Consider the following 5312-nt stretch of genomic DNA (forward strand, 5'->3'; position numbering starts at 1 on the left):
TTTCTGTTTTTACTTCGCACGGGGCAGAAAAAGGCCCTGACCGCTTCTATGCATGGCCAGACGCTCTCTCCTCCCCAAAAAGAGGGGGTTTTTAATTGATGTATATATAAGGCGATTCATATATAACCTTAGATACTTCTCTTTTCCTTCTATCATAATGGCTTCTGCTTAAACTTTTGATAGTTTCGCACTTTTAGCAGCAGTACACTTCCACAATCCGTACAAATATAGGCATCCACTGGAGAAGATGTAAACATCGTCTCTTTTTTTCTTATTTGCGCGTATCCGACAAACTCGCCTTCTCCAATATTGTTAGAGCCACAATAAGAGCATGTATGTACCTCTTTTTTTTGCATGAGAGCACCACCTTTGATCTGTTTCTACTCCCTTCGACAGTAATCTTCCATTTTCCTTCCATGAAAAAACCTAATTTCCAAAAGGAAAAAATGTTATAAAACTCGGATCAATACAAATGTATCCATTTTATGACAATTACCTTTCTATGCCATTAATCATTTGAATATTCTATTCATTCCCTATAAACTAACAATAGATACATCATTCAACTTGCACTATGAAGGATTAACCCCAATCAAACTACAAGGAGGAGAAATGTATGATAAAGCCTGAACATGGATTAAAAGAAAAAGTAGAAGGTGCTATTGATAAAGTAAAAGGTGAAGTAAAAGAAGTTGTCGGAAAGGTAACCGACAATAAAAAATTACAAGCTGAAGGCAAATGGGATAAAGTAAAAGGCACCGTGAAATATACTGTCGGTAATATAAAAGAGAAAGTACATGAACATAAAGAACGTAAATAAAAAGAGCCTATTTAAAGCTCTTTTTATTTACCATCCTGTTTTTCTAATACATATAAATCCTCTTCTATATTAGATAATTTATCTGTAATTAGCTTTCTTGCATCACCGATTGCCTGGTTATATGCATATGGTCCAAGTAATTTTATCATTTCTTCTATTAAACGTTCTGCTTGAAAACGCCCGATTGCTTCTAAGTCTTCTTCTTCAAAAAACTGCTGAATTTGTTCTACAAGCTCTTCTTTTTTTTCATTTGGTATTTTTACATTCATCATGAATCATCTTCTCCTCTATTTTTGAGATAATACTTTCCTTAACTCTATCATAGAAAAACGTGTTCCTGGGCAAGTTTTTGTAACACCTTTTAATTCACGATGACCAAGTATGCGTTCTTCACATATAGAAAATCGCTTCATAAAATCTCTACATAACGAATGTAAAGAATCGATTTGTGCTAAAGTCGGATCGTATTTATCAAAATTACCTGTCATACAAATCCCTATCGTTTCACTATTATATCCTTTTGCATGGGCTCCAATGTATAATCCTCTACCTTCAAACACTGTCCCATCTTCTTCAAGAAAATAATTATATCCAATACCACTCCATCCTCTTACCTTTTGATGAAACTCATGTGTTTTATACACATCCCATCCATCTTCAGCTGTGTGATGAATGATGAGTTTTGTTACATTTTGTAAAGGCTGCAATTCATCTTGAAACGTTAATTTTGCTTGTTTAATTTCCATTCCAAAACCTCCTTTTACAACTCAATCATAATTACCGTTTTATCATCTGGTCGAATCCGCTTTTTGTCTTCCAATGCTTCTATTATAGAAATATATTCCTTCACGCTATTTCTTCTTATATACTGTACAGTTTTCTCAAGTGACCAGTCCGAGTGAAATAATCCATCCGAACAAATAAAAATTCCTTTTACTTCAGCAAGCGGTAATTTCCCTTTTTGAATCCATGTAATTGCTTCCGGCATTCCATTGGCTACTGAATACCCACCTGGCATGTTTGCAAGATAGCGATTATATTTCAGCTGTTCTCGAATGTCATGAAAAATATGTTCTTCAGGTACAGATAAACCCTTTTTTCGATCTTCTTCACGTTTTCTTTTTGCTCGCGTACTTATTCCCTTCACTGTATCTTTTGTTAATACTTTCATCGTTTCATCATGCAATATAGCTACAATCATACAATCACCAAGCTGCGCATATTGAATGACTTCATCTTCTATAAGAACTGCCGCAACACATGTACACCATACATGATCTTTCTTTCTCGTATCAATCTTATACTTTATCATTTTTTCTTGTAACACTTTATTTGCAATTGCAATTTCATTTTGCAAGCTAGATTTTTCTTTTAAAGATGTAAAATGACTTGCAAATAAATTTGAAGCTAGGTAGGCTCCGTTATGCCCTTCTTCATCTTGAAACGGGATAAGTGGTGTTGCACCATCACATACCCCATAGATTTTTAATCCTTCATTACAAAAAAACGAATCCTCACATTCTTGTTTCAAAGGGCTTTTCTGTTGATATGTTTTAATTTCCATCTCTTTACACTCCTTTAATGAAGCTTAAAAAGTAATTCATTTTTCTGATTAGTCTAACTTTACAAAATAAACTATTTTCCCCTAAAACTTTTAATCTCATATATAATCTTGAAATAATATGATTTTTTAGTGAAGGACGGGAAAAAGATGGTCAGATTTCTTGGAGTTATTATTGGTTCTATTATTATTGCAATTGCCTTTAATCTTTTCCTTATCCCCCACAAGATTTTAAGTAGTGGAATCGGCGGAATTGCTATTATCTTAGGAATTGTAACCCCTGTAAATACGGGAATTATTAACTTTGTATTAAACGTACCTATTCTTATTTTAGGATACATAGGTCTTGGAAAAAAAGTAATTTTTAATACAATCGTCTCTGTAGTTGTATTATCAGTAGCATTATACTGGATTCCAGTACAAGTCGTTGCAACAGATCCACTTCTATCTTCTATATTTGGAGGCGTAATTGCCGGGGCAGGAGTTGGCCTTGTCTTTAATTGCCATGGTTCAACAGGTGGATTTGATATTATCGGCATGCTGTTATCTCGTAAAAAAGATATTAAACTTGGTGGTTTTCTCATTCTTTTAAATACAGTCGTTGTTGTCATTGCTGGATGTTTCTTCAACTGGGATGTGGCGTTAACGAGTTTACTTTCAATCTATGTAACAGGTAAAGTAATTGATGCTGTTCATACGAAACATCGCAAAGTTACACTTATGATTGTAACAAATCAAGCAGAAGAAATGAAAAAGAAACTCCTTTCCACTGTTGTACGTGGAATTACACTTCTTGATGGTGAAGGTGCCTATTCAAGTGAAAAAAAGCGTGTACTTATGACTGTCGTTTCACATGAAGAGCTTGCAAGTATGAAGCAAACTATTTCTGAAATTGATCCTCAAGCATTTGTTAATATTACAGAAACTGTTGAGGTATTAGGATTGTTTAGAAGAGGGTAAAAAACTAGGTGGGAATCCACCTAGTTTTTTTATTTATTTTCCATAAATTCTATTCTGTTTCCAAATGGATCTGAAACGTAAAATCTGATTACATCTGCACGTGCATGATCATCTATTACTTGAACCCCTTGCCCGATCAATTTTTGTTTAAATTCATCAATCTGCTGTACATAAAAAGCCGGATGCGCTTTTTTGGCCGGAGAAAATGCTTGTTCAACCCCAATATGGATTTCTTGATTCCCACAACGGAACCAACAACCGCCACGCTTTCTTAATTCTTCTGGTTTCGGAATTTCTTCTAGACCAATCTGATTTCCATAAAATTCTCTTGCTTCTTCTTCACAACCTACTGGTGCAGCTACTTGTACATGATCAATTCCTTGAATGTAACCTGTCATATTCCTCTCCCCCTTTATATTTTCATTTTATTGTATATTGCTAAAAAGATAACTTATATAATTGTTATAAAACTCCATAAGATATGCTTAATAGCCATATGTATATGATTTGTTTTATTAATGAAGATGATGTTTTCATAAGAATCTATTTAAAAATACTGAAAATAAACACTATTCTGTAACTTTGTTTTTTATGGAAATATATGATGTTTTTCATATATGATATCTATTATAGGTTGTTGAATCTGTTTTAGATGCTAGTTGCACGGAGGAAAAGTTATGAGTCGGAAAAAGTTCTCATCCATTCAAAAAAGGCGTCAGGTGGCCAAGCCTCATCGTTTTAGAAGACAAAATTGTTCTTTAACAGAAAGGCATGTATCTCTTTTTGAACATAATCCTGATGGTATTATCTCTTTGAACATACAAGGAATCATATTGCACATCAATCCCTCTGCGGAAAAAATATTGGGATATGCTTCACATGAATTAGAAAGAAAGGTAATTACCTCTATTGTTGAAACACATATCTCTGACCAAGTGTTGCAATGTATAAAAAATACTACGTCTGATAATCAAAAAGAATATATACTTTCTATCTACCATAAAGAGGGACATAAAATAGATGTCGTCACAAAATTAGTCCCTATTTTTGTTCAAAATCGTATCACTGGTGTATATGCAATTATGAAGCCACTCGCAAAATCTGAAAGAATTGAAAAAATATTGCAAGAGAGTGAGAAACGTTTACGAACATTGATGAACTCAATGCCTGCTTTTGTCATATTTAAAGATCATGAAGGTCGCTGGCTTGAAGCAAACGATTATGCCCTTTCTTGTTTTGATTTTCATGATGTTCCTTATCACGGAAAAAAAGATAGTGAACTTATCCAATATAACGAGGCATATCGAGATGCATTTTTACATTGTGAAGAGATAGATGAACTCGCATGGAAAAAACGAAAAACGATTCACGGTGAAGAATTTGTTATACATAGAAGCACGTCTAATCTGATCTTGAATATTTCAAAAGTCCCACTTTTCCATTCTGACGGTTCAAGAAAAGGTCTCATTGTTATGGGAAGAGATGTTACTGAATTAAAAGAGACAGAAAAGTTATTACGAAAATCAGAAAAACTAGCTGTAGTGGGACAGTTAACAGCAGGAATTGCTCATGAAATAAGGAACCCATTAACTTCTTTAAAAGGATTTTTAACATTATTAAAACCTGAAATCAATGAACAAAACAAGTGGTATGTAGACGTGATGTTAAGTGAAATTTCACAAATGGAATCCATTACAAGTCAATTTATGGCAATGTCTAAACCGCAAGTTTTATCTATCCATTCTTGTCAAATCGAAACATTAATCGAAGAAGTTGTGACCTTCATTTTGCCTACTGCGATTATGCATAGTGTACATATAATTATGGATCATTCTTCTGCCATGCCCAAAATTCAATGTGATGGGAATCAATTAAAACAAGTCTTTATTAATATTTTAAAAAATGCAATTGAAGCAATGCCAGATGGCGGAAACATTTTTATTCAAACTCAAACATTAGAAGATGATTTCA

At 33.7% G+C, this 5312-nt stretch carries 8 protein-coding genes; 3 read left to right on the top strand and 5 right to left on the bottom strand.

Features of this window, described 5'->3' with window-relative positions; genetic code table 11:
* Positions 1 to 152: 152 nt before the first annotated feature.
* A complete protein-coding gene (locus tag V7183_RS06725; RefSeq protein ID WP_097897639.1) occupies positions 153 to 356 on the bottom strand; it encodes a hypothetical protein in 204 nt (67 codons plus the stop codon).
* 260 nt (positions 357 to 616) lie between these two features.
* On the opposite strand from V7183_RS06725, the gene V7183_RS06730 reads away from it, so the two are divergent.
* Positions 617 to 820 carry a CsbD family protein gene (locus tag V7183_RS06730; RefSeq protein WP_097897640.1) on the top strand — a complete coding sequence of 68 codons (204 nt, stop codon included), beginning with the start codon at positions 617 to 619 and terminating at the stop codon, positions 818 to 820.
* A gap of 23 nt (positions 821 to 843) precedes the next feature.
* Here V7183_RS06730 and V7183_RS06735 read toward each other — a convergent pair whose 3' ends face one another.
* From V7183_RS06735 to V7183_RS06745, 3 genes are read right to left on the bottom strand one after another with little or no spacing between them, the layout of a single operon-like run.
* Positions 844 to 1092, bottom strand: a complete 249-nt coding sequence (locus V7183_RS06735) for a DUF2164 domain-containing protein (RefSeq protein WP_097897641.1) — start codon at positions 1090 to 1092, stop codon at positions 844 to 846.
* A gap of 15 nt (positions 1093 to 1107) precedes the next feature.
* The gene (locus V7183_RS06740) at positions 1108 to 1566 is read right to left on the bottom strand and encodes a peptidoglycan recognition protein family protein (RefSeq protein ID WP_097897642.1); all 459 of its coding nucleotides are present in this window, start codon (positions 1564 to 1566) and stop codon (positions 1108 to 1110) included.
* A 14-nt stretch (positions 1567 to 1580) separates the two neighbouring features.
* Positions 1581 to 2384 carry a protein phosphatase 2C domain-containing protein gene (locus V7183_RS06745; protein WP_097897643.1) on the bottom strand — a complete coding sequence of 268 codons (804 nt, stop codon included), beginning with the start codon at positions 2382 to 2384 and terminating at the stop codon, positions 1581 to 1583.
* A 147-nt stretch (positions 2385 to 2531) separates the two neighbouring features.
* Between V7183_RS06745 and V7183_RS06750 the strand changes: the two genes are divergently transcribed.
* Positions 2532 to 3341, top strand: coding sequence for a YitT family protein (locus V7183_RS06750; protein ID WP_335359025.1), 810 nt, complete (start codon positions 2532 to 2534; stop codon positions 3339 to 3341).
* Between the two features lie 29 nt (positions 3342 to 3370).
* Here the strand turns inward: V7183_RS06750 and V7183_RS06755 are convergent, their stop codons facing one another.
* A complete protein-coding gene (locus tag V7183_RS06755; protein ID WP_335359026.1) occupies positions 3371 to 3739 on the bottom strand; it encodes a VOC family protein in 369 nt (122 codons plus the stop codon).
* Between the two features lie 279 nt (positions 3740 to 4018).
* Between V7183_RS06755 and V7183_RS06760 the strand changes: the two genes are divergently transcribed.
* On the top strand, positions 4019 to 5312 hold a 1294-nt coding region (locus V7183_RS06760), incomplete at its 3' end, for a PAS domain S-box protein (RefSeq protein ID WP_335359027.1).

It is taken from the genome of Bacillus sp. JJ1127 (assembly GCF_036965845.1).
Lineage (GTDB): Bacteria > Bacillota > Bacilli > Bacillales > Bacillaceae_G > Bacillus_A.

Bases quoted from the DNA above. Each gene is read 5' to 3' on its own strand.
- V7183_RS06725 (WP_097897639.1), bottom strand. From the start codon at position 356: ATGCAAAAAAAAGAGGTACATACATGCTCTTATTGTGGCTCTAACAAT.
- V7183_RS06730 (WP_097897640.1), top strand. From the start codon at position 617: ATGATAAAGCCTGAACATGGATTAAAAGAAAAAGTAGAAGGTGCTATT.
- V7183_RS06735 (WP_097897641.1), bottom strand. From the start codon at position 1,092: ATGATGAATGTAAAAATACCAAATGAAAAAAAAGAAGAGCTTGTAGAA.
- V7183_RS06740 (WP_097897642.1), bottom strand. From the start codon at position 1,566: ATGGAAATTAAACAAGCAAAATTAACGTTTCAAGATGAATTGCAGCCT.
- V7183_RS06745 (WP_097897643.1), bottom strand. From the start codon at position 2,384: ATGGAAATTAAAACATATCAACAGAAAAGCCCTTTGAAACAAGAATGT.
- V7183_RS06750 (WP_335359025.1), top strand. From the start codon at position 2,532: ATGGTCAGATTTCTTGGAGTTATTATTGGTTCTATTATTATTGCAATT.
- V7183_RS06755 (WP_335359026.1), bottom strand. From the start codon at position 3,739: ATGACAGGTTACATTCAAGGAATTGATCATGTACAAGTAGCTGCACCA.